This window comes from Paenibacillus sp. SRL342, assembly GCF_984798905.1.
The window spans coordinates 1408626-1433466 of sequence record NZ_OZ481790.1 but is presented as its reverse complement, the minus strand read 5'-3'; the positions used below and the strand labels follow the sequence as shown (position 1 = coordinate 1433466).

The 24841-nt window shown below is 46.8% G+C and carries 21 protein-coding genes; 5 read left to right on the top strand and 16 right to left on the bottom strand.

All coding sequences use genetic code 11. The annotated features are described in order from the left end of the window. Positions 1–39: 39 nt before the first annotated feature. The 6 genes from AC4E8D_RS06350 to AC4E8D_RS06325 all read right to left on the bottom strand — a co-directional run bounded on the left by AC4E8D_RS06350 (position 40) and on the right by AC4E8D_RS06325 (position 6180). Positions 40–1770, bottom strand: coding sequence for a hypothetical protein (locus AC4E8D_RS06350; protein ID WP_221819080.1), 1731 nt, complete (start codon positions 1768–1770; stop codon positions 40–42). Between the two features lie 182 nt (positions 1771–1952). Continuing rightward, positions 1953–2387 (bottom strand): phage tail assembly chaperone, encoded by a 435-nt coding sequence (locus AC4E8D_RS06345; RefSeq protein WP_017690174.1) that lies wholly within the window; start codon positions 2385–2387, stop codon positions 1953–1955. Positions 2388–2561: 174 nt separating this feature from the next. Then, positions 2562–2969, bottom strand: coding sequence for a phage tail tube protein (locus tag AC4E8D_RS06340; RefSeq protein ID WP_221819079.1), 408 nt, complete (start codon positions 2967–2969; stop codon positions 2562–2564). A gap of 222 nt (positions 2970–3191) precedes the next feature. Further along, positions 3192–4655, bottom strand: a complete 1464-nt coding sequence (locus AC4E8D_RS06335; protein ID WP_221819078.1) for a phage tail sheath subtilisin-like domain-containing protein — start codon at positions 4653–4655, stop codon at positions 3192–3194. Further along, entirely contained in the window at positions 4655–4855 is a 201-nt protein-coding gene (locus tag AC4E8D_RS06330; RefSeq protein ID WP_221819077.1) for a YqzN/YkzM domain-containing protein, read from the bottom strand. The genes AC4E8D_RS06335 and AC4E8D_RS06330 overlap by 1 nt, the downstream gene beginning before the upstream one ends. Positions 4856–5256: 401 nt before the next feature. After that, positions 5257–6180, bottom strand: a complete 924-nt coding sequence (locus AC4E8D_RS06325; RefSeq protein ID WP_221819076.1) for a hypothetical protein — start codon at positions 6178–6180, stop codon at positions 5257–5259. 443 nt (positions 6181–6623) lie between these two features. Here AC4E8D_RS06325 and AC4E8D_RS06320 point away from each other — a divergent pair, with 443 nt between their 5' ends. Next, positions 6624–6968 carry a YfjL-like protein gene (locus tag AC4E8D_RS06320; RefSeq protein WP_221819075.1) on the top strand — a complete coding sequence of 115 codons (345 nt, stop codon included), beginning with the start codon at positions 6624–6626 and terminating at the stop codon, positions 6966–6968. 4 nt (positions 6969–6972) lie between these two features. Here AC4E8D_RS06320 and AC4E8D_RS06315 read toward each other — a convergent pair whose 3' ends face one another. After that, positions 6973–8817, bottom strand: a complete 1845-nt coding sequence (locus AC4E8D_RS06315; RefSeq protein ID WP_221819074.1) for a DUF4127 family protein — start codon at positions 8815–8817, stop codon at positions 6973–6975. A 575-nt stretch (positions 8818–9392) separates the two neighbouring features. On the opposite strand from AC4E8D_RS06315, the gene AC4E8D_RS06310 reads away from it, so the two are divergent. Continuing rightward, a complete protein-coding gene (locus AC4E8D_RS06310; protein WP_221819073.1) occupies positions 9393–9875 on the top strand; it encodes a hypothetical protein in 483 nt (160 codons plus the stop codon). A 95-nt stretch (positions 9876–9970) separates the two neighbouring features. On the opposite strand, the gene AC4E8D_RS06305 is transcribed toward AC4E8D_RS06310, so the two are convergent. From AC4E8D_RS06305 to AC4E8D_RS06275, 7 genes are all read right to left on the bottom strand, one after another. Further along, the gene (locus AC4E8D_RS06305; RefSeq protein WP_221819072.1) at positions 9971–10930 is read right to left on the bottom strand and encodes a hypothetical protein; all 960 of its coding nucleotides are present in this window, start codon (positions 10928–10930) and stop codon (positions 9971–9973) included. A 117-nt stretch (positions 10931–11047) separates the two neighbouring features. Beyond that, on the bottom strand, positions 11048–11683 hold the full coding sequence (locus tag AC4E8D_RS06300; RefSeq protein WP_221819071.1) for a VOC family protein: 636 nt from the start codon (positions 11681–11683) through the stop codon (positions 11048–11050). Beyond that, complete coding sequence (locus tag AC4E8D_RS06295; protein WP_260632576.1) at positions 11680–12180, bottom strand: VOC family protein; 501 nt, start codon at positions 12178–12180, stop codon at positions 11680–11682. The genes AC4E8D_RS06300 and AC4E8D_RS06295 overlap by 4 nt, the downstream gene beginning before the upstream one ends. Before the next feature lie 5 nt (positions 12181–12185). Beyond that, on the bottom strand, positions 12186–12761 hold the full coding sequence (locus AC4E8D_RS06290; RefSeq protein WP_036611439.1) for an NADPH-dependent FMN reductase: 576 nt from the start codon (positions 12759–12761) through the stop codon (positions 12186–12188). Between the two features lie 188 nt (positions 12762–12949). Next, complete coding sequence (locus tag AC4E8D_RS06285) at positions 12950–13684, bottom strand: response regulator (protein ID WP_221819070.1); 735 nt, start codon at positions 13682–13684, stop codon at positions 12950–12952. A gap of 18 nt (positions 13685–13702) precedes the next feature. Continuing rightward, a complete protein-coding gene (locus tag AC4E8D_RS06280) occupies positions 13703–15370 on the bottom strand; it encodes a GAF domain-containing sensor histidine kinase (protein ID WP_339307218.1) in 1668 nt (555 codons plus the stop codon). Positions 15371–15632: 262 nt separating this feature from the next. Next, positions 15633–16115 (bottom strand): ArpU family phage packaging/lysis transcriptional regulator, encoded by a 483-nt coding sequence (locus tag AC4E8D_RS06275; protein WP_017690187.1) that lies wholly within the window; start codon positions 16113–16115, stop codon positions 15633–15635. Positions 16116–17042: 927 nt separating this feature from the next. Between AC4E8D_RS06275 and AC4E8D_RS06270 the strand changes: the two genes are divergently transcribed. The 3 genes from AC4E8D_RS06270 to AC4E8D_RS06260 all read left to right on the top strand — a co-directional run bounded on the left by AC4E8D_RS06270 (position 17043) and on the right by AC4E8D_RS06260 (position 19918). Further along, positions 17043–17486: a helix-turn-helix domain-containing protein gene (locus AC4E8D_RS06270; RefSeq protein WP_082219000.1), complete on the top strand. Its 444-nt coding sequence runs from the start codon at positions 17043–17045 to the stop codon at positions 17484–17486. 42 nt (positions 17487–17528) lie between these two features. Further along, a complete protein-coding gene (locus AC4E8D_RS06265; protein WP_017690190.1) occupies positions 17529–17945 on the top strand; it encodes an ImmA/IrrE family metallo-endopeptidase in 417 nt (138 codons plus the stop codon). Between the two features lie 173 nt (positions 17946–18118). Further along, positions 18119–19918: a 5'-nucleotidase C-terminal domain-containing protein gene (locus AC4E8D_RS06260; protein WP_221819069.1), complete on the top strand. Its 1800-nt coding sequence runs from the start codon at positions 18119–18121 to the stop codon at positions 19916–19918. 600 nt (positions 19919–20518) lie between these two features. Here the strand turns inward: AC4E8D_RS06260 and AC4E8D_RS06255 are convergent. Continuing rightward, positions 20519–22303 carry a proline--tRNA ligase gene (locus AC4E8D_RS06255; RefSeq protein ID WP_339182597.1) on the bottom strand — a complete coding sequence of 595 codons (1785 nt, stop codon included), beginning with the start codon at positions 22301–22303 and terminating at the stop codon, positions 20519–20521. Positions 22304–22672: 369 nt separating this feature from the next. After that, complete coding sequence (locus AC4E8D_RS06250) at positions 22673–24619, bottom strand: FAD-dependent oxidoreductase (protein ID WP_260632574.1); 1947 nt, start codon at positions 24617–24619, stop codon at positions 22673–22675. Positions 24620–24841 lie beyond the last annotated feature (222 nt).

The following is a 24841-nucleotide window of genomic DNA, read 5'->3' as shown; positions in this document are numbered from 1 at the left end:
TTCATCTTTAAGTACAAACATACACGGCCTCCTTTCTGCTTAGGCCATAATCGTTTTTCGGTTTTCCATCGCACGGCGGAACTCGCCCGTAATCCGTTGTCCGACCTGCTTGGTAACAGCATCGTAATCAATCGCATTTTCGCGCACAGTCACCTGCACCGCACCTGGTGGAATATTTATTGCAATCTGATTGGTAGTTTCTGTTTTGAAATCCTTCAAGTATCCGGACAGACTGCTCATCTGGTCTTCGGATATTTGTACCGTCATTGTGGAAGATTTCCCATTCGTCTGCGCACCGTTACCAAGCGCCATTGCTTGGTTCCGCATCATGCTTGTTCCCATGAATCCAGCAGATGTAGGCTGACCGACCTTGCTGTTCATATATGCGGCTGGGCCTGTCATGGTCAGTGCAGGTGGCATATAGGCAGGTGCCATCTGCGGGCCGGTTGCAACTGGAGACGGTGCAGCCACCGTTGCTGCCGAGATCGTCTTCTCTTCTTTTTTGGAACCAAATCCAAAGAAGCTGGATATACCATCGGTGATATTTTTTGTTTTCTCAGAGACGTAATCGGCTGCACCCGACAATGCATCACCTACACCTTCGGTAGCACTAGACATAAAGTTTCCAATATCCTTCGCTTTGTCTCCAATCCAACCGCCTGCTTCACTTCCGGCCCAACCACCTACTGCACCACCTACCCATGTCCCGATGCCAGGCAAAAGAACGCTACCGATGGCGCTACCAATCGCAGTACCTGCTGTGCCGCCAATCATGGAACCCACAGCTCGGCCACGCTCTTCCGGGGGCGCTGTCGCTACATTCGCAACATCAGCAAGCATGCTGATGGGTCCGAGCAACCTTTTTGCTCCTTTGGCAAAGCCACTACTTAAATTATCCATCAATCCATTACCAGCCAGCATGTCGGTTAAAGATCCCAATCCACCATCCGCAAATCCTAATCTACCGCTTCCTCGTATTCTTCTACCGCCTCCCCTATTACGGTTGCGATCGGCCGGAGGAGTTGGAGTATCAGGTACAGGATTGGGTACTGGTGATGGGCCCCGGTTCGAACGGTTACTTGACCTTCTACCACTTCGATAATTTCGTCTGCCACGATCTGAGCCACCGCCATCTGCATTCGGTGAACGCACTCTACGGTTCTTGCCCATCTTCCCACCTGTGCAACAGCAGCACTTGGATGCTGGACTTCTGGTTGGATCTGATGCAGGATTATCTTCTTTTTTCTTTTTGAAACGATCAATAATATCTCCAATATTGTTGAACGCATCCATAATGCTATTAGCTACTTCTAGTGCCTTTTCCCACCACTTTTTAGGTTCTTCTTCCTTCGTATTGTTAGTAATGTTTTTGTTGTTCTGAATCATGACAGCCATAGTTGGGCCAGTTTGCCCTCCTTTACCCATCGCCACTTCAATCTTCTGCCGAACTTCAAGGGATACTGTTCCCGAAGCCGTAACCATCTGGTCCCTGAATTTATTCAGTTTAACCCATGCGCGATCCAGTGCCGGACTCAGCTTATCAATCAACCCAATCGTCGGTGTAATTCGCAGCCTGCTGATTCGCACAGCCATACTATAAATATGCTCCAGCCTGCGTCCGGTCGTTCTCAGTTCATTGTTCACCTTAATCAGACTCTGATAACGAACTCTGCCCAGACGTTCGGTTGAGCGTTGGATCTGATCCAGATAACGAAGGGTTGTCCGCATTTCCGCATTGGACTTGGATAAACCTACAATCATTTCTGCCATTTTTTCACCTCCTGCCCTATATTGTTATCGATTTATTTGCGAAGTTATCGCTGACATTTCCTCTTCCGAGAACGCAATTAACAGCGAGCGCTCCCCACGTGGCAAAGACCAGAACTCTCCGGGCCGGAGATGATGACGCACCCACATGTGATACAGGAACGTGGTCATCCCGCCGGAGTGAATCAGTTTTTTAGGTCTTCAATCTCCACACCGAAGCCGGACAGCTCCAGCACTTTATCGCCTACGGCATCCAATTCACCAGCCAGCAGCATGCGGCGAACCGCCTGTTCTCCACCAGACAGCTTCATACGGCCAGTAATGCGGGTGTCTCCCCAGCCAGACAGTTCCAGGCTGCGGACTTTCAATTTCACCGTTGCTTCGGAAATGAGCAGCGCGTTAAACGTTTCGGTGTCCACCTTTTCCTCGGTACGGCCTTTGGTCGTTTTTCGAATGGTACAGCGTTCGCGAATGTGATCCACTTTGGAAGACGTCAGTCCACGCAAGGTCAACAACAGATCCAGACGCTGAATGCGCACATTCTCCTCTGGCAAACGTTCTGCTGCTTCAAACAACTGATCCAAAATCTGTTCTTCGGACATATTTTCATTCATACTCATCGGGTGTTATCTCCTTCTTATTTCATAAATGGATTTATCTATGCCAGCTTCCAAGCCTGTAGAGACAACAAAGAGACCGAGATCATCTCGGCCTGCATTGGTGTCCATATTAATATGAAGTAACTATGCAACCAAGCTTAAGCAACTAACTCAATCACTTGCCTATTTCAAAGTTTAGTTCGCCACAATCGGATTCAGCAATTCAAATCCTTCAAACGTAAAGCCTGTTTCTTCCGGTACTTCTTCGCCAGCTGTCCAGTTGGCAAGCTGAATTTTGTCCACCATGCAACCTCTCAGCAATACACTCTCATGTCCATACGATTCAGGGTCGTTCAGCTTGGAAATAATCTCGAATTTGGTGAAGCCGCGCTGGATCATATCCGAAGTGACTTTGTAGCCCGTCATCGTGCCTGTTCCTTTTTTCGTGCCGTTTTTGTGCACCTTCCAGTCGTTACCGACCAGATTCAACTCACGCTTTTCAATCTCTACACTCGCTTCCAACTTGTTAATGTTTGTCTGCCACACACCATCGATATGTAGCTGACCATGGGTACCCAGAATTACTCTTGACGCATCCAACATATATTTTCCTCCTTGGGTTGGTTGAACTAATAAATATTACACGGTATAACTCCGCAGTCAGAACAATCTTCCGATCGCTGTTATCCCCAGATTTTTTTGATTCCTTTTCAAAAAGGGAAAATCCGGTGATAAAGGCGAGCGCTTCGCTTCTTCAGATTTTTTCTGCCCTCTCCGTTATCGTGTAAACCATCAGTTCAACATATAGTAATTATTCTAGAAACCTTATTGCACGTAAAATGTACCAAACAACTGCTCCATCACATCGGTCAGCTTCACATTCCATTGCAGGAATACCTGATCTGCTTCCGGTTTGAGAACTGGTGCCGCGCCATAATACGCCGGGTCAAGAATGACATCATAACCGTCAGCTTCAATCACATTGCTCTGCGCGAGCAACGCCAAATAGGCCTTCATGGCACTAATCAGTGCCTGACGACCCTCTTCGGTATTGTTTACTTTACCGATATACGTATCTTCCGCGGAGCGCTGCAAATCCGTGTTGATCGCATCCAACACACGAATGGAACGGATTTTTTTCCACGCATTATTCTGTCCAGCGGCCGGAGTTACTAGGGTGTTTACACCGCGAAGTGCTTTCACCTGACGTCCATCATGGAAGAAAATAAATACGCCATTCTGTACCGCCTGCTCCTGTTCTGCACGCGTCCAGCGACGTGTCACATCATCGAACGGAGTAGCTGCATAGGTTGTAGATTGGTTCAGACGTTGTCCGGCGATCAGTCCTGCAACATAGGCGGACGTTTCTGCGGAGCTGTAGAATGCATCTCCAAGGCGTACGCCTGTACCGACATTAATCACACCTTCATGATTGAGCATAAGCGAACGTGCTGCTGCTTTTTGTGCTGCTGTAGCAGAAGTGTCATCCGCTGCGGAACCGCCAAATACAGCTACCACCGGTTTACCTTCACTACGCACACGTTTCACCCATGCCGCAAAACTCGCAAGCAGAGGTGCATCTGCCGCCTGATCCAAAGCCAAGACGTCGAATTGCTCCCCTTCCAGCGCACCCTGTACTGCAATATACTCCGCATTGGTCAGGTCATCGTTGCCACTTACGCCGCCTTTGAATGCCGCACCCGCAACGGTAGCAACCACACCAGTACCATCGCCAATCGACTGAGCCGTTACCCAGACATTTTGTTCATCCGCGTTAATCTCTTTTGCCAGAGAAGCTGCTGTAATATCCGCTGTCAGGAGCGCATACAACATCCGGTTACCTTCAAAAAGGCGCACTTCATGCTTCGTATTATCAATCACACCTGGCTGGATGGTGACGTAGAATCCATTTGCACGATCCCCCGGATACTTCGCGTCCAGTTGCAGCACATTGGCATCACTGCTGTCCTTCAAAGTAAGCGTTGCTACTTTGGCCGCAGCACTTGCTACCCGATAAGCGAGCAACTTCTTCGGCCCACCCAACAGGGCGAGTTTCAAGGAAGTATACGCCGTACCGTTGTCCAGCACATTCGCCGCATAGATACGTTCAATCGCCGCTTCGCTCCCTACTTCAACAAAAGTCCCTACCGGACCCCAGTTGGCCTTGATTGGCACAACGACCGTCCCCCGCGTACCCGCTTGAATGGCCGAGGATGCTGCCGCCTGAAAATTCATATATAAGCCCGGAAGGACCGGACGATTTGTTTGCTCCCAAGTTCCACCTGCCATTATCCCTTCACCTTCGCTTTCATAAATTGGTTAATTCGTTCCTGCATTTCTTCAATGGAAAACGTCTCTTGCGCCGCTTCGTACAGCGCACCGTACAGCACCTCTGCCTTAACGGCAAAGAGGGCTTCTGCATGATTCATCAGTTCTGCCCGTGTATACCGTGGGGCTGTCTGTTTACTTTTTTTCACTGAGCTTGCCATTGCCATCTCACCTCATTTGTTGGACTACTAATTTCGTGAAACGATGATCTTTAAGCTTGATCTATGAATTTTTGATCCTATGAACCTATGAATTTGAAGCTATAATGTTGAAGCTACATCCACCATCTCAAAGCTATAATCTGGAACCACTCTTAAAAGTGCATGTTCAAAAAGATCGGTTTTCAGTACCGAGAAGATGGGATGAAGTTAGAAATGGAGTAGCAGAGCATAGGGAAAACTACGTGAGCAACTACAATGTTTCCAAAGGAAACATACTTCGTAAGCTTATGCTTATTCGGCTGAATTCCATATTCGATGCTGATGATGCCGTTAGGCATCCTTTGTAATCAAAAGCGGGCTTTTTGAACAACCTCTAATAGAAGGTTCCTCTCGACTAACATTTACTCCATGCCTTTGCTATGGTGAATCTCTCGAATCAAAGGTACATTCGTACCCGGACGACGAATCCGCTGTTGCAACGTCAGGCGAATCTGTCCGTTCAGATACACATCCGTCTGTAAGTCTGCCGTGACTTCATCCACTGTGATATATCGCGTGTTACCTTCGTGCTCTTCGCCACCCGCTTCAGTGATGGCAAGACGAGATTGCACTGCAAGTTGCTCTACCAACCGAGTAACGGTCTGCCGTGTTAGCACCGGATGATCGGTGAGCACATGCCCAATCCACTGTTGTCGAACCTCCAATGCCGAAGTCCCCGCCACAGACGTGCTGCATCCAGCCAATCGCCATAACACAGACGGCATCTCATATCCTCCGGGCCATGCATCACCATATACCGACCAATTCGAGCCAAGCTCTTTCTGTGTCCAGTCTTGAAGCGCAGCTAGCCACACGTCTCCTGTTAAAGCGAGAGCAGCTCCCGAGCCTTCGGGAACATACACTCCGAACCGCAGACTGCGCGTAAGCATGCCAGACCCTGCATCCACCCGATCACTATCTGAAGAACCCAAATAGATGCAAGTGAAGGCCTCACCTGCTTCATCCACCAGCCTTACCTGGTGCAACCCTTCGATTAGAAGGGCTGACCAAGCTTCCACCTGTTCAGCGCCACCATCTTCTGGACGAGCGTATGGGGAGATTTTGATGATCCTTCGGTATCCCGCCCAGGCAGACTTCGGCACTTCTTCGGCAAACGCAACCACTGCACAAGGCCCGGCCAAAACTTCGCCTGACGCAGGTGCATCCAGCACACGACCGTCCCAATCTGGGACAAGTACCGCGAGCTTCTGTTTCAGCGTTTTTTTAATGAGCGTACTCATTTTACTGATACTCACGGCAGTGCTAATTTCATTTCTCATAGACACATTCATTTCGCCCCCTTTGGCTGCAAGTTTGAGATCTGCCCACACCGTGCAGCGACAATGCAGCAGCTGCAGTAGACTCCCCCTTTTAACTCAGAGTCTGTATTCCGACCGAACCAGTACCGGGACTACATTCACCGCATCAAAAAGACCGGCCACCTGGCCGGTCTGTACATTAGCGTATGTGCTTTCGGTGCGTCCCTTGTTATTGATCCGATAATACAATCTTACACCCTTTCAACCCTAGCGCGGATGGTATTCCGTACGACTTCGGTGCGATTAAGGGCGTCGTTCGGGTGGAAAAAAGACGATTCTGGAATCATCGTTTTAAAGGATACCTAAGTAAGCATTAAGATCAAGATCAATGAATTGATAAATATATCCAAATATATTAATATTTTATTATCAAATTCATTGTCGCTTACGTAAAAGAAGGAGAAATACCTATGAGTAAAACATTCAAGGCCACTTCAGTTGTCATCTTAGCAGTTATACTCGGGATATCCTGCTGGGCATACTTCGGATTGATTGGTAATCCACTCAAGAAAAATGAAGCTGAACAACAGGTAACCACTTACCTGATTGAACAGAAAGGTTACTCACCCGAACAGCTTATCAAAGTACAAGGTACTTACTCCTCAAAAAGTTCTGAAGCACCTTATGGTGCCTCCGTAACATTCGCGGATGAACTCAAAGCGAAGTATCAATATATCATTTTTAACAATGGCGAGATTAAGCAGTACAGTCATACCAGTGATGATCCCAAACATGAGGAGCCCATGGTGAGATAACAGTTTAGTTCAGCGTAACCTGCGGGTTCAACGTAATCTCAAATGCACGCCCCCAGATGAAATCAGGATTCGCATATTCCAGCAGCGCACTGCCATACGTCGCATAAGACAATTCGCCATCACAGATCTGCTTGATCGCCACATTGCCTGTCTGGAAGGCTGTCTTATTCGCAAGTGCCGTTGTGTAAGTTTGCATCAAGTCACGAAGCAATGTTTGCAAACGGGCATAGTCTTCCTCTGAGTTGAACAGCAACATATTTTGATCCGAAAGGGTAGCCACGTTGGTATACAGCGCATGAGCTCGGGAATACGTGCGAATCTCTGCAATCGCTACCGCTTTGTAGTAATAATCCTTCAGGAAACGCTTAAACAACAACGAGCCATGCGCGTTCATCGCATCACGCAACTTATGCTCATGCTTCTCTGTTGTGATCAACGCGTACCTGGACTGCCCCATACCTACAGCAATACCGATCTTGTTACCCGGCGTATTCCAGGCACTGTAACCCAGAACCCGTCCGGTATATGGACTGTTTAGCAACGCTTCAGCAACATCAACATTCGCTGGTCCTTTACCCACAAAATCAATCAACACCGAAGGCAGACCTTGCTCCCCATTCAGCGTCAATTGCTCCAACGCAGCCTGCACCTGATCCAGAGCCGTAATGGCAATAATTTCGATGTCGATGTTGTCTCCGGAATTGCCCGTGTGACCCTTGGTCATACGATCCAGTTCGGAGGTCATGTCAAACGGGACAACTTGATCGGCTGCTACAGCCACTAGCTGTTCATTTTCCAAGCCAGCACTCACATCCGTCACCACCTCCGGTTCAGGATATGCCGAATCCGCTACAAGCACACCACCTACAATATCCACATGACGAACCACATTCTCGTGTACATTCATGTATTCATATGTGTTAATAATGGTATTGCCGTGAGGACCAAAATATTTCACTCCGTAACGTGTCTTCGCACCGCCTCGGAACAACTGGTTCGCCATGCGAGCAACCAAAGCGTGCCCCAAACCATCTGCATCCGGCAAGATGATAGCACGATCCGGATTTTGCCCATTGGTTCCACCCAGCCATTCATTGATCCGCGCTTCTACATATTTGATTTCATTGATCTGAACACCCTGCGTGTTGGCATCGTCGACTCCAACCGCGAGGAAATCGATATAACCTGTGCGAGCCAGCTGATCTAAAATGTACAGATTTGTTTTGAATTTATGCTGTCTTGTATTGTAATACTGTTCTTTATCAAAATAGGTCGTTGTCCCATATTCCACTCCATCCGGGGACAGGTTATAACCTTCGATAATATCCTCAAACTCAGTGTATGTCTGACGTGGCTGCTGCATCAATGCACGGGACTCATTATATGCATCAAGCGCCAAGCCATCTGCAAACGAAGTTGTAGCCAAACGCATGATGGTGTCCATTACAAATACGGGTTTGCGTGGATATTTCTGCTTGATCACGCGGATCACATCCAGCAAACGCGTCGTCTCATCATCGTATTCTGGATAGGCGCCTCCTCCATCTTCACGGAGCTGACGACTACCAATCAGGCCGCCATAAGCGAGCATATCGGATGAAATAATGAATCCGTCGACTTTGGCAGCATGTTTCAGAATAAAGTCGTGAATCTTGGACGGTTTGCCATAAACCGGCGTGGAGGTGCCGAGCAGCGTTGTGCCATCTACGGTTTTCTCCGAGTCCAGACGATTTTTAATATCACTCAGGTTCGGTGTAACGATATGGATACCGGCTGCTTTCCCTTGCACAATCACATCATCCAGATTCGCTGGACGATCATCCAGTGGAACATACAATACTGTTTTCATATCACGTAGCCTCCTGTTATCTATATAAGTTGAACTACAGAATATTTACACTTGCCACTTCGATGACAGAACAACCTTCCGATCGCTGTTATCCCCGGATTTTCTTGATCCACTTATATAAAGGTAGAAATCCGTGGATAAAGGCGCAGTGTATACTTACGAAGTAGCTTTCTTGCAGAAAGCTATTAGCTCCGCTTCTTCAGGTTATTTCTGTCCTCTTCGTTCTCGTGTAAATCGTTAGTTCAACTTATATATCTAGTCTTTAATACCCGATCAGGGCAAGGATGCAATCACCGAATTAAAAAACCAGCCCCATGGCTGGCTGTACTTTAGCGTATGAGCTGTCGGTGTGTCTTCCTTGCTGCTGATCCGATAATACCATTTTACCGCCTTTTCACACTCGCGCTGATGGTAAACGGGATGAATTACGCATGAATGTAGTCGTGTCCGGGGCGGACAATTGTCGATTTCTCGAGAGAAACTCCTATTGATAGTCCAACCAAACCCATCCTGATGATGTTTATATGACATAAGCAGCTTTCAAATCCTACGAACAATAAAGGATGAATATGACCATGAAAAAGAGGTATTTCTTCTATCTTTGGATTGCTGTCACCAGTTATATGGCGGGCCCCGCTATGTATGCGTTGGCGATGTACGTCTTATATCAGGAAACAGATGTTGTAACAACATCTCTCATTGGATGGACCGCGGCAACATTCTTATCCGTTGGTATCCTGTTCATCCTGATCACAGTCATCATGCTACGAGTGTTCAACATCTATTATTTCTGGGTGCAAACCCTGCTCTTCGAGTTGTTTTTCCTTATCCTCGTCTATATGACCACTGTTCTTCTTGGGGCTGGCAACAGGGGACTGCCCAAGCTATCCTTTCTATTTACACCCGAAGGCATCTCCTTATGGATGTTCTGGGGGAGTATTGCACTTATGAGTTCCTGGGGAATATGGGCAGCGCGTCAGCCCGTACGAAAATCACCATACATGCTGGTGTCCAGAGTCATGCTGATCCTTTTTATCCTTGAAATTTGGCCCCGTTAATAAGGTGCAGGCTGCCCACGATTCGGTAGACTAGAATAATGCCTAGAAGGGGTGTCCGTCATTACGGACACCCCTTCTTAAATGTATGTTTTTACTCACGCGATGATATAACGAAAGTTCTCCCATGTTTCCGGTACGGGCTCCCCGTTCTTGGCATGATGATAGAAGCTGAACGGGAATTTGAATACATGACCTCCGTTCCAGTCGCGGGAACGTCTGTCGGTGAGCCAATATTCCAGCTCATGAGGGAGCGCCACTGATCGTTCCGCCCGTTCTAGTGGCAGCAGATCTACGGGTGATTGCAATGTCGGCATCTCCTGTTCAATATCCACATCTCGGCTTAAGCGTAGCGCCTTCACCATAGTAAGGAAAGGCGGAATGCCTTTGTGGAATAATGCCGGATAACCCAATTCATATAATATGTTAAGCGCATGTCCGTAGGTGAGCATATGACCGATTAGATCATGATGCGCTTCCGCGTGATAGATGGTCTGGAACGCCCCAAGTTCATCCAGAATCAAACGTGACAACTGAATTGGATCATCAATCTCGGGGAAACCATCGCTTTTTTCCGGCTTCAGACTGCGAATTTCTTTCATCGTTGTGTTCATCCAGGATCTTCCCGGGATGGTCCGATCGAATGAATCGATCAGTTCAACCAGCCGACCAATATCCTCTGCAGTACCCCATCCATCCAGTTCACGAATGGCTTTCAGACTGATTGCCCCGTAGATGGCCTGGTGCCCAACCCAGTGCAGCTCTCCAATCGTTCGATCCAATGCGTCCGTAATACGCGCTTCGGCATCTTCCCTGGGCATCATCTCACCAATCGGAGAGGTCTGGCCAGGGCTGATTCCATGCTGGCGAAGCATGGCTTTTGCTTCGGCCGTAACACTGCCGGCGGCAAGGGCAGTGAGACGATTTTCCCGTAACCAAAAATATGCCGCAATCGCACCCGCCCCATAATGGGCGTGCCACAGATCTCCTGTACGTTCCCGACTGGAAACGATAATCGCTAGTCCATCTTCCAACAAACGTCGATCCAAGCTTGCCACCACCCTTCATCAAATGTAAGCCCATCAGAGAAACTACCCTGGAATAAATAAAGCGTTTACTTCTATAACATGATGGAAATGCTCCACATATGCCCGTTTTGCCCCGGAATGCAAAGTTTAGCCAATTTGAAGCTTGCCCACGCCACGAATGGATACTTCCAGCGGATAGATCTCTGCTTTTTGCTTGGAGAAAAACCACGTCCGATCCTTCTTCACCACAATAAATAAACCATGTACATCTCCTACAGGAGCAAAGGTATCACTAACCTCACCCCATCGCGTGATTCCAATCTGCTGAAGCTCATTCACCGCAGCCAGAACATCATCCGTCACCAGGCCAACCTCACACACCTGTAATATATTTTTAGTAGAGAAGTCATGGTCACTCTCGTTCTGAATACGATGATGAGCAATCAACTCGATAATATTGCCTGCCGGATCTTCAAAATAGAGAGAATGAGAGTCCCAATTAGCAGAGTATGTCTCATCCCGATGTTCTTCCCTACTTAAAACAACACGTGATGCGGCCCACTGCTTCGCTTCCTTGAACCGATTTGTTGGAATCAACCATGCCACATGATAAAAGGGCTCATGATCTGTTTCACACGGTTTGAAAATCATCTTTGTCCCTCCAACCTCCAGGTTGAAGGCCTGATCTGTCGCATTGGACACCTCCATTCCCAACGTATCACGATAAAAATGCTTGAGGTCCTCCAGCCGCGTTGTATATAACTGTAATTCTTCAATCATCATATGTTCTTCTCCTGCATCTCCTCCCACTGACTCCATGGCACCATGCCAAGCTCAGGCTTCGTTTCATCCGGGAGCATGGAGATGAATTCAAGCGAATGACCATCTGGATCGTTAAAATATACAGATACTGCGGGCATCCAGCCGAAGACGTACAGTTCACCGATATTATCATCCAGGAAGTTCTGTGTCTTGATCCCTTTGTTCTCCAAGTGAGCAACCGCATGTTTCATATCCTCCAGAGATACATGAAAAGCAAAGTGCTGACGTTGCACCTCGGAAGGTTCCTTTTGCCATAATCCCAGCATGGCATTGCCTTTTCCACCTATCCAGTAGAAGGAGTTTCCACGTTCTTTCTGCCCGTAGGCATGAGGTAAACCCAGGACCGTTTCATAGAAATGATGGGATCTCTCCAGATCCGTCACGTTTAGATGTGTTTCAAATATGCCTGTAATCATCATGCTCAACCTCTTTTCCTTTTCCGATTTTTCATCTTCCATGGTTCTCAACTCATGGTAGAATTCCGCGCATTCGTTAACGTCTGGGCCAGATTTAAAAACGATCCAATAACCCGCTGCACCCGGTCCTCTATATCCTGACTGCCTTCGTACTCCTCGTATCCGTCAAATGTCGCTTCGAATCGTCTGCGCTGCGCACCACCAATCGAAATCCACTCTTGGGCATTGATGCCATGCAGATTGCGAACAATCGCTTGCAGTTGTAAAAGCGAACTTACCCCCACCGCTCCGCCAGAGGAGCTGATGGACAGGACGGGCTTGCCGCTGAAATGAGCCTGACTCAGGTGATCCAGTGCATTTTTGAGCACACCGCTAATACTGCCGTGATACTCTGGTGTAGACAGGATGATTGCATCAGCCGCGAGCATACGTGTATTCAGGTCTGCCAGATGTTCATGATCCGCTTGTTTTTCATCTGGCGCGTAGAATGGAAGTGGCGTCTGATACAGATCAAACAGGCTGGCCTGATGTCCCTGACCTCGAATAATCTCCACAGCATACTCTCCCAGACGTGTACTGGTTGCATTGTTCCGATTGCTGCCTGCCAAGATAACAATATTCATTCATGTCACTCTCCTTGGTTTTTTAATAATTCAAACGCTCATGTTTCAACCGATCTGTTATTTCTACTCTTATCTTACCTTTCTTTGGCATCCAAATCGTCAGTAGATAGACTTAACTTGAAATACCAAAAAACTCAACCTTTAGGTTGAGTTTATACGACTTAAGTATGAACATATGTCGGAATTGGTCAGACGACCCAGCCATTTCTTACGGCATGAAGAGCTGCTTGTGTCCGATCCGCCAGTCCGAGTTTGTCGAGCAGATGACTGACATGTGTTTTGACCGTTTTTTCGGTGATGACCAATTGAACTGCAATTTCCTTGTTGCTCAATCCTTGAGCGATCAGCCCCAATACTTCTTGTTCACGGCGAGTGAGCATATCCGGACCACTAAGGGATGTTTCATTTGATTTCCCAACCTGCTTCAGCTCTTGGAGTTGACTGTCTGCTGACTGATCTGTCTGTATATCCTGTGGTTGCTGTTCATTTATAGACCAATCGGATGAAGCCATCACATGCATCAATTGACCTGCTGCGGCGGGATGCAATTCTACCTGACCTGCATGCACATTGCGAATGGCCACAGCCAGATCCTCCGGTTCAATATCCTTGAGTAGATACCCCTTCACCCCTGCACGTACAGCAGGAACCACATGATCCTGATCCGAAAACGATGTGAGCACAATGATTCGCGTTGCTGGCATTAATGCACGCAACCGTCTGGCTGTTTCAATTCCGTCCATGACCGGCATATGCAGATCCATTAATACCACGTCAGGTTTCAACACTCCCGCCTGCTCCAGTGCTTCCTGCCCGTTCGATGCTTCACCGACAACCTTCATGTCTTGCTGTGTGGTCAAAAAAACGTGCAGCCCTCGTCTCACCATCGCATGGTCATCTGCGAGCAAAATGGTAATTGGCATCTCTTCTTCCCCCAGACTTTATACAGATTCGAACGGAAGTGGAATGACTGCCGTTACTGTTGTTCCCTTACTGGAAGAGCTAACTATCTCTAAGTTGCCCCCGAGCGATTGAGCCCGTTCCTTCATAATGGACAGGCCAAGGGAGCTTCCAGACGAGGCTTTTGGCCTGTTCGTACCGCCTATTCCATGATCCGTTACGGTGAGCATCACTTCATGATCATTTAATTTGAGGATGACCTCAGCAGTTGAAACACCCGCATGTTTGCGGACGTTATTCAATGCCTCCTGTCCGATTCGCCACAATGCTTCTTCTATATTACGCGGTAAAGACCGCATTCCCGTCCGATTCATCACCACTTGAAGACCCTGGCTGGTGCCGTATTCCTGTAGCGCATGGAGCAGCCCTGCTTCCAGTCCCACGGGACGGAGCTGCATAATCAATGCGCGCATTTCCTTGAGAGCCTCCCGAGACAAAGCTCGAACATCCTTCATCGCTTCCGCTGCCGGGTGCAGCTGCTCGGAGCCGGATAACATACTTTCCGCGCCTTTAGCCGTTAATGATAGTGAGAATAAAATCTGATTAACCGAATCATGCAGATCGCGAGCCAACCGGTTTCTCTCTTCCATTCGTGCAAGTTCGCGGCGATTCTCCGCCAGCTTCAGACTCTCCCATGAGGCCGTAATATGTTCGGCCAATGCCTCCAACACCTCACGGTCCGCCTGCGCAGGACCTGCTGTTCCTATTCCGATCACCAGAACTCCCGTTTCCCCTGGCGTATGGTATGGAAGGGGAGCAGCAATTCCGAAGGTAAGGGAATTCATAACCTGGTCAGGCTCGCACAAAGTAAATATCTCAGCAATCTCTAATGCAGACAGAGATGTAGCACGATGACTATTGATCACTCGGTTCATGTGGTTTTCTGCTTCCAAAGATAGAGTCGCTCTAGGTAACGTCTGAACGATGCCACCTGTATAAGCTGCCTGCACCGTATATACGCCATTTCTCTGCTGAATAATGGTAGCGAAAGGCCAATCATAATGCTGCCCAAGCAACTGTACAACTTTTATAGAAAAAACACCCGAATTGTTGCATTCGTTCACTGCAAGACCCAAAGCCGTGCTGAACTCCCCCAGCTTGGCATACAGATCAGCTCGTCGCTGCTCCGCACGATACAATCTCATCCGCTCTATCGCACTACCAATCTGGTACGCCACACCCTGTAACAGTGCCAGTTCACTGTCGCTGAAATGTTCCTTAGCTGGCGCAGCCACGTTGAGCAAGCCAAGCATCTTCTCACCTGACCTTAACGGAACGGTTGCATGGTGGGTAATATTATGGGTATCTCCCCATTGGAATTCCACCGCATCCTCCAGCCGTTTACAGTTAATGATGTTGACCGCATGATTGAGCTGACCATCCTTAAAGCGGTTCACACACCAGCAGGTCCCCGTTCGCATGGGCTCCTTATCTTTACGCAGTAATGCCGGGGGCAGATTGTAATCCGAAACACAGGTATATTCTCCACGTTCATTAATCAGAAACATCCAGCCTGCCGTTAATCCGGTCAACTCCAGTAATTTGCCGACCACGGTATCCAGCATTAAGTTCAGATCATTGGACGTATTGAGCGTTTCCGCGATTGTCTTCAATGTGACCATTTCCTGCATTCCGACTTCTTCCGACATGGCAGACTTCTCTCCTTTGGGTAGGGCGAGTCTGGAAACTCCGAAGGAGGCAGATTTTGCTGAATTTTCGTTCCAAGCAAGGAAATTTTTCGCAGGCGTGCCGGGGCACGTCAAGGGAAAGTGACGCAGCAGGGGACGAAAAGGCGGTAAAAGATGCACTTCAGCGAGTTTTCAGACACGACCTAATGCCAACTGTGGTTTGTTCAACTATTGTACCCAATCCACCTTGGATATTAAAGGATCAACTTCTTCAATCGCTCACTCAGCCCAGCTTCTGACGCTCTTTGCGAGACACAGACAAAGGTTCCATATTAATCAGACCTCGATCTGACAGAGCCAGCGCCATTTTGTAGAAAGCACGTGTACGAATCTTCGTATACGTATCCTTGCTGACAGGTGGATCAAACACATGGTTATACACCTTATAGTCAAACACATCATCGTCTTTCAAATATCGTTCACAGACGAGTACACGTTCCTTTTCACTCAGCCGGGACACTACAAAATCAATCGTATCGCAGTATGCCTGACGCGCGCGCTGCACGTCCACATTGTAGATCGCCGTTCTCGCCGTGGAATCCCCCGTCACATTGGTTGCACCGTGGAAACGCTCGGCATAACTTGCCGTCACCATAACCTCTCGTTCTTCAAATGCAATGGTTTTATAAATTCGGTATTTTTCCAGCGCAGCTTCAACAGCTGTTTGCGTTTTGCGTCGGTCCAATTCGGGCAGCATCAATTCCATAATCATTTTCCTCCTTCAGTATTCGCTATAGAATGAAAGTCTAGTAGCTTCGCATATTCACTCTGATGATAGAACAAGCTTCCGATGCAGCTTTCTTTCAGAAAACTTTCAACTCCGCTTCTTCAGGTTATTTCTGTCCTCTACGTTTCCGTTCAACTTATATACTCAAACATTCAAGCATCTCATCTGTAGCACTTTTATTTCTCAGTTCATATCAATCACTCTATCGTTCACATGATATTGCTTTGCCATCGTTTTTTTGAACGATAGCAAAAGACTCTTATTCATAGAGTTGTCCAGTTCTCCAAAAAAGTAACGACAATTCTTCAATTTTCCCTGTTGCCTTTTGGAATCAATCCAAATCCCTATATTTCGCAGAATTCCATTGTTCGGAAGGTACTCCACCAAACTCTAACCTGTATCAAGTTTACATTTTGTTCGTATAGTGTTCGCATTTCTATTTGAGGATACCACTTTCTGGAGATCAGAGTAAACCTCCATTTTGGTTCGTTTTGACGATAAAATAAAACCTTCGCTCTCATTTCCTATGCCTTTTGGCATAATTGTTTCATATCTCTTTACCTAATGGTATATATACGTTATAGTACTGTTTAATTAATGAACTTCCGTATAAGTCATTTGATTTTTAATATTAAGAAGTTCCCCTTCTCCTTAATGCCGCTAAGGTACATATCAAGCGCATACGTAGTGAAGGAGACGGAATCGATTCTGAAGAAGCGAAGCGTTCGCCTTTATCAACGGATTTCACCCTTTAGGAAAGGGAAACAGGAAATCCGGGGATAACAGCGATCAAAAGAACGATCCGAATCCGGAACGGCGCACCCGCAGAGGGTTTAGGAGTTGTCGCATTCAAGTTTCTTCTTAATATTAATTCAAGTACTTGTACGAATCGAAGGAGTTGGCATAATTGTGGAGCACGCTTTTGGTCCTTATATGAAACAACTGCGCGAGCAGCAGGGATACAGCATCAATCAGCTCGCCGAAGCAGCCGGAATAAGCAACTCACAGATTTCACGTATTGAGAATGGGGTCCGGGGTGTGCCGAAACCAGCGACCATTCGCAAGATTTCAGACGCACTCTCGGTGCCCTATACAGAGATGATGAAGCAGGCCGGTTATATTGAACCAGGGAGTGCTGCTGAACTTCAGGACGTACCGGAATGGGCTACATACAAAGACCGTCGTGATTTCAAAAAGATGCTGGAAGACGATGATGATCTGATGTTTGACGGCATTCCACTCGATGAAGAGGACAAGAAACGAATCAAGGATGTGCTGACAGGTCTGTTCTGGGAAGCCAAACAGATGAACAAACGCAAAAAGACAGACGAATCGGACAATCGCCCATGAGGCATGACCCACTGAATTTAATGAAGCAGCAGGTGAGATCATATGGATGACATCGTAACAAAGCTGATTCGCAAACACCGGACCAACTGCCCGTTCAGCATTGCCCGCGCGGTTGGAATACAGATTCGTTTCACCAATTTGGGGAAGTCCACCAAGGGACTGTACTTTCGCAAGCTCCGGCGCAGGTTTATCGTCATACACAATGATTTGCCGCCGGAATGGCAGCGGTTCGTGTGCGCACATGAGCTTGGTCATGATCGGCTTCATAAAGGAATCAATCGATTCTTTCTGGAAGAACATTCCTATTTTGCTCCAGGCAAGCTGGAGAGACAGGCCAATCGTTTTGCCATTCAATTGCTAACCTCCGGAGTGATGCCTGAACCGGATGAATCTTTGGAGAAATTTTGTTTACGTACCGGACTGCCGCGTGAAGCGCAGCATTTTTTTTACACTCTTTAAGAACATATGTTCCTTCCGAAGATTATATTATCCAACAGCAGATTTCACATGTCACTTTCAGGTTAGCTATTTTTACGTAATTCGCGAGATTTCCTAATAATAGTCTGTTAAAATACTACGTGAGCTGTGTAAACGCTCAAGTAGATTATTAATTGGGGAGGTTTCGGATTCATATGAAAATCTGGAAGAATTACGTTTCACTTCTGCTAACGGTCTGTTTGCTGTTTAGCAGTGTAGGTATTGCCGCGGCTGCAACGGATACTACTCCGGGCACAGGCAAACACATTACCATTCTACATACAAATGATACGCATGCTCGTGCAGTTGAATCTTCACCTGCTATGGGTTTTGCCAAAGTAGCTGGAATCGCTGACAAATATCGCAGCGAAAACCCAAACACGCTCCTGCTTGATGCTGGAGATGCTGTACATGGTACAACTTTTGCCACTCTCGTGAATGGTGAGAGCATCGTGAAAGTCATGAATGAAATGGGCTACCAGGCCATCGTACCGGGTAACCACGAATTCAACTATGGTTCGGATCGCTTGATCGAACTGGCAGACATGATGAATTTCCCAATGATTAGTGCCAACGTGAAGAAAAAGGACGGAACTCGTCTCTTCGATCCTTACCTGATTGAAGAAATTGATGGTGTAAAGGTTGGAATCATTGCCCTGTCCACACCTGAAACGATGTACAAAACGAATCCGAAAAACGTAGCAGGTCTAGATATTACAGACCCATCTGCAGAGGCTAAAGTTCTAGTGAACGAGATCCGCAGCAAAGTAGATGTTGTTGTGGTATTGGGACACCTTGGACAAGATGCGTCCAGCACAGATACTAGTTTAAAAGTCGTTAAAGAAGTTCCTGGCATCGATGTATTCATTGATGGTCACAGCCACACCATACTGCAGGACGGTCTTGTGTCCGATAACGGAACGTTGATCGCAAGTGCAGGAGAATACACTAACTACGTAGGTGTCATCGACCTGTGGGTAGATGGTGGTAAAGTAACGAAGAAACAAGCAACATTAATTGATGAAACTGCAGCAAAAGACATCAAACCAAATGAGAAAGTCGCAGCTCTCGTGAACTCCATTCAAAAAGAACAAGAGCCTATTTTGAAAGAAGAAGTAGCCAACACAGCCATTCTACTGGATGGTAAGCGTGAACAGGTACGTGCAGGTGAAACCAACCTGGGTGACCTGCTTGCAGATGCCATTCGTGATGTCAGCAACGCTGATATTGCACTGACTAACGGTGGTGGTATCCGTGCTTCCATTGAAAAGGGTATCGTAACCAAAGGTGATGTTATCACAGTGCTTCCTTTTGGTAATCAAGTGGTAACCCTTGAAGTGAAAGGGTCTGATATTCTGGCAGCCCTTGAAGTTGGTGTAGCTTCCTACCCGGAACCAAGCGGTGGATTCCCGCAAGTATCTGGAATCAAGTTCAAAATCGACACTTCCGCTGCAGAAGGTAGCCGTGTACATTCCGTAACCGTTGGCGATAAAGCCCTTGATCCGAAAGCAACATATACACTGGCAACCAATGATTTCACAGCTGTTGGTGGTGACGAATACACCATGTTTGCCAAATATCCAACTACGGGTATGTATGGCGCATTGGATGAAGCATTGATCAACTACATGCAAAAGCTTGGCGCTGTAGACATCAAAACAGATGGTCGATTCAGTGAAGCGAAAAAAACTGCAGTAGAGCCGGAAACTCCGGTAACAGAAACACCAGCTCCAACCAAGCCAAAACCAGAAACACCAAAACCGGAAAAACCGTCTAAACCAACACCAAGTAAACCAGCTCCAGCCAAACTGCATGTTGTGAAATCCGGAGATTCCCTGTACTCTATCTCCAAACAATACGGCACAACTTGGCAGGCATTGCAGAAGCTGAATAATATCAAAAATCCACACTGGATTTATCCAGGTCAACAATTGAAATTGCCTGCAGCTTCTTAAGCTCAGCAAAGCAAAGTGCATATAGGCATGATCGCTTATATGGCGCAACAACATAACGAATCTATCTTGTCATACCAAAAGGGTGTCCCCCAAACCAGATTACTGGTTAAGGGGACACCCTTTCGTATGTCAGTTCTTAAACATCCATCCACATCAGAGACTTCAACATTTCCTGTGGACATATCCTGCTGATCCTGACAATCATCTGAGGCAAAAATAAATCCCAGCGCAGCCTTTACGGACCAACTTTATCATGTAACTTCGACACCGAACTATATAAAAACTCTCCGGAATGACCGTGTTCATGCGGTTATTGTACATTTAATTTCGACATGTCTGTCTTCTCAACATTGCATACTTGCACATAGATCCGCCTGAGTAGGATCATCTTCAAATCCTAAATCATAAAACCATTTGCATACTAAATACATAGATCCAAATATAGTTATTTCGTATGATATCACTCATAAAATCCTGCCAAATTGCATGCCTATAGCCCTCTTTTTCATGCTCAGATTGGAATTTCAGCAATCAAAATCATCTACCGCATCATATTCGGTACTATTATATGAACTCATATAATTAGAAGATCCCCTGAATTTAGGAAGTGAGCTGTTCCTTCACATAACGTACAGCTTCCTGAGCCATTAACCCGATTCGTTTCGATTCACCTGATGCTGCAAGTGCGTGTGATCCCAGTTCGACCTGTCCTTCTGCTGCTCCTCTGCCAATGACGATCTGCACAGGCAATCCGATCAGCTCCGCATCCTTGAATTTCACACCCGGACGTTCATCCCGATCATCAACCAATACAGTGAATCCGCCATTGATCAATTGTTGTTCCAGTTCGAGAGTGAGCTGACGCTGCTGCTCATCCTTCCAACTTACTGTAATCAGATGCACATTATAAGGCGCAACAGCAACAGGCCATTTTATGCCATCATCTCCTGCATACTGTTCGGCTATCGCAGCCATCAGGCGGGATACGCCAATGCCGTAACATCCCATGACTGGCGCACACTGGCGACCATTACGATCCAGGAATGAAGCACCCATGGCATCACTATATTTCGTTCCCAATTTGAAAATATGTCCAACCTCAATACCTTTGGTAAACACAAGTGGTGATCCACATGTTGGACAAGTATCCCCTTCCGCAGCAAAGCGAATTCGTTCTACTCGCTCCAATGCAAAATCAATACCTGGGCGTACGCCGGAAACGTGTACATCCAGTTCATTGGCTCCTGTAATTGCACTCTTCATCACTGACACGTCAGCGTCTACCACCATCGGCAGATTTAGTCCAATCGGACCCAGGAATCCTACCTTCAGATTTGGATGTGCCGCAATGGCTGCATCGTCTGCAAGGATCAGTTCCTCTGCCCCCAACGCCTGTTTCAATGCGATGTCATTCAGTTCATGATCTCCACGCACAAGCGCAGCGACGAGCTGACCATCCGCTACATAAAGCAGCGTTTTGATCATATGTTCAGCACCTTTGCCCACAAAAGTGCTTAACTCAGCGATCGTACGAACGCCAGGTGTCGAGATGTGTACTACGTTTTCCGCTTCCGAATGTTCATCCGCTTGAAGCGCGGAGTCTGCACTCGCAGAGTCGGCTGGAACTTCCAAGCTTCCTTCTGTTTTCTCCATATCTCCAGAAGTCTGATAATCCGCTTTCTCCAGATTTGCAGCATATCCACAATGTTTGCAGGTTACAATCGTGTCCTCACCCACGTCAGCAAGAGCCATGAACTCGTGCGTTTCACCTTGACCGCCAATCGTTCCCGCGTCCGCCTCAACACGGATATAGTCCAGACCACAACGCTCCAGAATGCGACTATACGCCGTGTTCATCGCCTGATAAGTACGATCAAGCTCTTCCCAGTCCGAAGCAAAAGAGTACGCATCCTTCATGATGAACTCACGTCCACGTAGCAATCCAAATCGAGGACGACGTTCATCCCTGAACTTGGTTCCGATCTGGTACAGGGTGAATGGCAACTTCCGATACGAGTTCACTTCATCCCGTGCTAAAGCGGTTACGACTTCCTCATGTGTTGGTCCAAGAGCAAATTCCCGTGCATGACGATCCTTCAGACGCATCAATTCAGGACCATACTGTGTGTACCTTCCGGATTCTTCCCACAACTCCGCAGGCTGCATAATCGGCAGCAATACTTCCTGACACCCCGCACGATCCATCTCTTCTCGAACAATACGTTCAACGTTCAACAATATCCGCCGTCCGAGGGGCAGATAACTGTAAATTCCCGACGCCAATTGACGAATCATACCGGAACGCAGTAACCAGCGATGTCCCGCCGCATCTGCCTCCGCTGGCGCTTCACGTAAGGTTGGAACAAGCATTTCACTTTGACGCATCTGAACACTCTCCTAATTTTCCTTTTTTGTTATCAAAATACGGCGCATAAACAGCAAAAAGACACATCCGTCAAGGGACGAATGTGTCGTGGTACCACCCTTGTTTAACTGCAAATTAATCCGTTCGCAACCTATGCGATCTGTGACCTGCAGTCCTACGGGGCGTAACGGGCCCTGCCGGCGGAGGTTGCAACCCTGGATGGGCATTCTCTTCCGCAGCTCGCGAGGTAGGAATTATGAAGCAGCTACAGGAACCTTGCACCACACTGTTCCCTCTCTGTTGAAGCTGGCTTGCACAATCATGTCCTCGTTATAACGCTGTTCTCATTTTTGACCACATTAGTTCATTTACAAGTAATTGTCAACCAATTAGTCGAATACAACTCCTGAATAATACTCCACTACATCACGAATGAGCATAAACGCATCCCCATTGGTAAGTTTGTTCTTGTCAGCAATGCCAGCAAGCGTGTCGTCACTTATAAAGTTTTGCGTTTGCAATTGAGCAAGTGCCTGTTCAAGTGAAGTTTCCGTTTCTGAAGATCCCATTGCCAGACATAACATATACGCAGCCTGATCCAACGTTAAAGGTAGGGTTAAGGCATTCTCCATATTTGCTAGAGCTTGGTCGGCACTGCCTGTGTAGGCTTCTGGAAACATCGCTTGCATTCTTTTCAATTTACTTAAAAATCGTTCTGGATTCATTCCTTTATCCAGTTCCCAACCATCGTTATTATAATTGCCTGAAGTCATATACATACTCGCTGCAGCCAATAATCCCCTGTAATCCTTATGCTCCATATAATCAGGCTGCTCGAAACGATGTACTTTCAGATCCATCCCCTGATTCTCCAGCATCTTACGTAGTTCAGATGCTCGCTCTTCAGAAGTTGAGAGTTCGCGGAAGGACTCCTTATGCATATATGCCAGCTTGACCGCCGCTCCTGCTGCTTCTCCCTCTGCCATTCCCAGTGGGACAACTCTTGCACTACCGTGTGGGATGGTATCATAACTTGCTGCACGTCCAACGACGAGCAAACCGTCAACCTTTAGCGGTACAAGCGAGCGAAAGGGTACACCATATTGAATCGGACTCAACATAATCGTGCCGGGATTTCCAACACTCGTGCTCTGAATATCAATATCGTATGAACCGTATCCAATGGCATCCCAATGATCACGATTTTCCATGACATCAGCTAATGTTAATCGGTACTCGCCATAGATATGACGTGACTCCCTCACGTAAAGCTCGTCTGCTGTTCCAGCATATTGTAACCCTGCAAATTCATCATAATTTTTCTTCAGAAAATCAACAATTAGTGGGGCTTCTTTACGCCCGATTTCCAGACCTTTTTTCACAGATATCGGATCTAACGGATCTACCCCAAAGATCTGCATTGTATTAATCAAGATTGTATCATCATTTTGTCTTCCGATATTCAGACTGCGAATCTTAATATGTTGTGGATTGGAGGATTCATATTTTCTAGCATCACCGTACCCCCAAGCACTCATCTTATCAACCCCGGTTCCCTCTCTTTCCCTGAATTTTTGCCATACCTCATCAGTAACACCGCTTAACTTGAATACAAGCGTAGAGACCATTTTGGATTTACCATCTCCAATATCTTGTCTGCCTATGGAATATGGAACCCCTGCAGCGGCTGCAATATCCGCATCTTGCGTTGCATCAATGATGGAGCGGGTTGAGATCTGAACAGTTGTTCCATCTTCTTTAGTTATACTCATACCCGTTATTGTTGTGTGATCTCCCGTAGATTGTTCAGTAAGGGGAACTAATTCCTTAGCATTCATCAACAGGTCAATATTAGGTTCGGAACGAACCATCCGATAGAACATGTTAGCCGCTGTATTGGTATCAAATGAACTACCCTCGATCTGGTCAAACCATTCCTGGAAAATGCCTTTGTTCAAAAAGTCAGGCTGCCGCAAACTACTCAATAACTGCGGTTGTTCAGGGGAATAATTTAGATCCAGCGTATTAAGGCCTCCCTCGGTCAACAATCCTCCCAACATGTTGCGATCTCTTGCTTCCACCAGCAATACACGCATCCCATTACGAGCAGCTGATAAGGCAGCAGTAATACCTTCCGGATCCGTTCCAGCTACAATCACGTTATAGGAATCTTTCAGGTTTAGTGTAGATTGCACGTCCTCCAAAGGCTGCCATACATAATTATTATTAAATTTATAATTTTTGTTCCAGATATAGAATGCACCATATGCAGCGCCAATTAACACAATAAACACACTAGCTGTAATTGCTGTTATTTTCAATTTTCTACTAATCAAAGAAACAAACCTCCATATGTACTTTAAATTCAATAATACTAACTCGTGAACTAGTTTTCCTATGTTATACCAACAACCGACTAACCTTTTCTCCTTTCCTGCATGAGCATGCTATACATAATAAAAAACTCCCCAACACTTTAACGGTGTTAGGAAGTTTTGATAATAAGACGGAAAATTCTACTATTATGTTACCATAAATACAAACAAAATATAGGAAAG

Bases quoted from the DNA above. Each gene is read 5' to 3' on its own strand.
- AC4E8D_RS06350 (WP_221819080.1), bottom strand. From the start codon at position 1,770: ATGGCAGAAATGATTGTAGGTTTATCCAAGTCCAATGCGGAAATGCGG.
- AC4E8D_RS06345 (WP_017690174.1), bottom strand. From the start codon at position 2,387: ATGAGTATGAATGAAAATATGTCCGAAGAACAGATTTTGGATCAGTTG.
- AC4E8D_RS06340 (WP_221819079.1), bottom strand. From the start codon at position 2,969: ATGTTGGATGCGTCAAGAGTAATTCTGGGTACCCATGGTCAGCTACAT.
- AC4E8D_RS06335 (WP_221819078.1), bottom strand. From the start codon at position 4,655: ATGGCAGGTGGAACTTGGGAGCAAACAAATCGTCCGGTCCTTCCGGGC.
- AC4E8D_RS06330 (WP_221819077.1), bottom strand. From the start codon at position 4,855: ATGGCAAGCTCAGTGAAAAAAAGTAAACAGACAGCCCCACGGTATACA.
- AC4E8D_RS06320 (WP_221819075.1), top strand. From the start codon at position 6,624: ATGAGTAAAACATTCAAGGCCACTTCAGTTGTCATCTTAGCAGTTATA.
- AC4E8D_RS06315 (WP_221819074.1), bottom strand. From the start codon at position 8,817: ATGAAAACAGTATTGTATGTTCCACTGGATGATCGTCCAGCGAATCTG.
- AC4E8D_RS06310 (WP_221819073.1), top strand. From the start codon at position 9,393: ATGAAAAAGAGGTATTTCTTCTATCTTTGGATTGCTGTCACCAGTTAT.
- AC4E8D_RS06300 (WP_221819071.1), bottom strand. From the start codon at position 11,683: ATGATGATTGAAGAATTACAGTTATATACAACGCGGCTGGAGGACCTC.
- AC4E8D_RS06295 (WP_260632576.1), bottom strand. From the start codon at position 12,180: ATGGAAGATGAAAAATCGGAAAAGGAAAAGAGGTTGAGCATGATGATT.
- AC4E8D_RS06290 (WP_036611439.1), bottom strand. From the start codon at position 12,761: ATGAATATTGTTATCTTGGCAGGCAGCAATCGGAACAATGCAACCAGT.
- AC4E8D_RS06285 (WP_221819070.1), bottom strand. From the start codon at position 13,684: ATGCCAATTACCATTTTGCTCGCAGATGACCATGCGATGGTGAGACGA.
- AC4E8D_RS06280 (WP_339307218.1), bottom strand. From the start codon at position 15,370: ATGTCGGAAGAAGTCGGAATGCAGGAAATGGTCACATTGAAGACAATC.
- AC4E8D_RS06275 (WP_017690187.1), bottom strand. From the start codon at position 16,115: ATGGAATTGATGCTGCCCGAATTGGACCGACGCAAAACGCAAACAGCT.
- AC4E8D_RS06265 (WP_017690190.1), top strand. From the start codon at position 17,529: ATGGATGACATCGTAACAAAGCTGATTCGCAAACACCGGACCAACTGC.
- AC4E8D_RS06260 (WP_221819069.1), top strand. From the start codon at position 18,119: ATGAAAATCTGGAAGAATTACGTTTCACTTCTGCTAACGGTCTGTTTG.
- AC4E8D_RS06255 (WP_339182597.1), bottom strand. From the start codon at position 22,303: ATGCGTCAAAGTGAAATGCTTGTTCCAACCTTACGTGAAGCGCCAGCG.